The sequence below is a fragment of the Lactobacillus sp. UMNPBX15 genome (genome assembly GCF_002553785.1).
GTDB classification, from domain to species: Bacteria; Bacillota; Bacilli; order Lactobacillales; family Lactobacillaceae; genus Lactobacillus; species Lactobacillus crispatus.
The window spans coordinates 1-437 of the sequence record NZ_PCYV01000090.1; the positions used below are offsets into that span (position 1 = coordinate 1).

A 437-nucleotide genomic window follows, 5' to 3' on the forward strand; every position below is an offset into this window, starting at 1 on the left:
AAGAAATAAATTTAAGGAATCATTCATCCTTACACAAACTATTTTACAGTCTCCTATCTTTTATTCTCACTTTCCAAAAAGTAAACATTATCATTTTATCATGAATAATTATTTTAATATTTAAACCAATCAAAAAAAGCATCCCTTTGGGGGATGCTTTCATACACCAGAAACACCCCTACAAAAGGGATGCTTCCTTCCTCATCTATCCTACTTACCCAATTCATCAAAGAAGCCTTGCTTCTTCAAAATCTCAAGATAACGGCTAACTGCATCAGGCCAAACAGGCAATGGCTTAAAGCCGTTCTCTACCAACTTGCTCTTATCGAGGCGTGAGTTGAATGGGCGAACTGCCTTAGACAAACCGTATTCTGCAGTGGTGACTGGCGTTACCTTGGTGTCGTAACCAGCTTGACGGTAGATTTCCTTGGTAAAGT

Annotated in this window: 1 protein-coding gene; it reads right to left on the reverse strand. The window is 38.7% G+C overall.

Annotated elements, in window-relative coordinates; all coding sequences use genetic code 11:
- Window positions 1-210: 210 nt before the first annotated feature.
- On the reverse strand, window positions 211-437 hold a 227-nt coding region (locus CP366_RS10405), incomplete at its 5' end, for a sugar nucleotide-binding protein (RefSeq protein WP_143469314.1).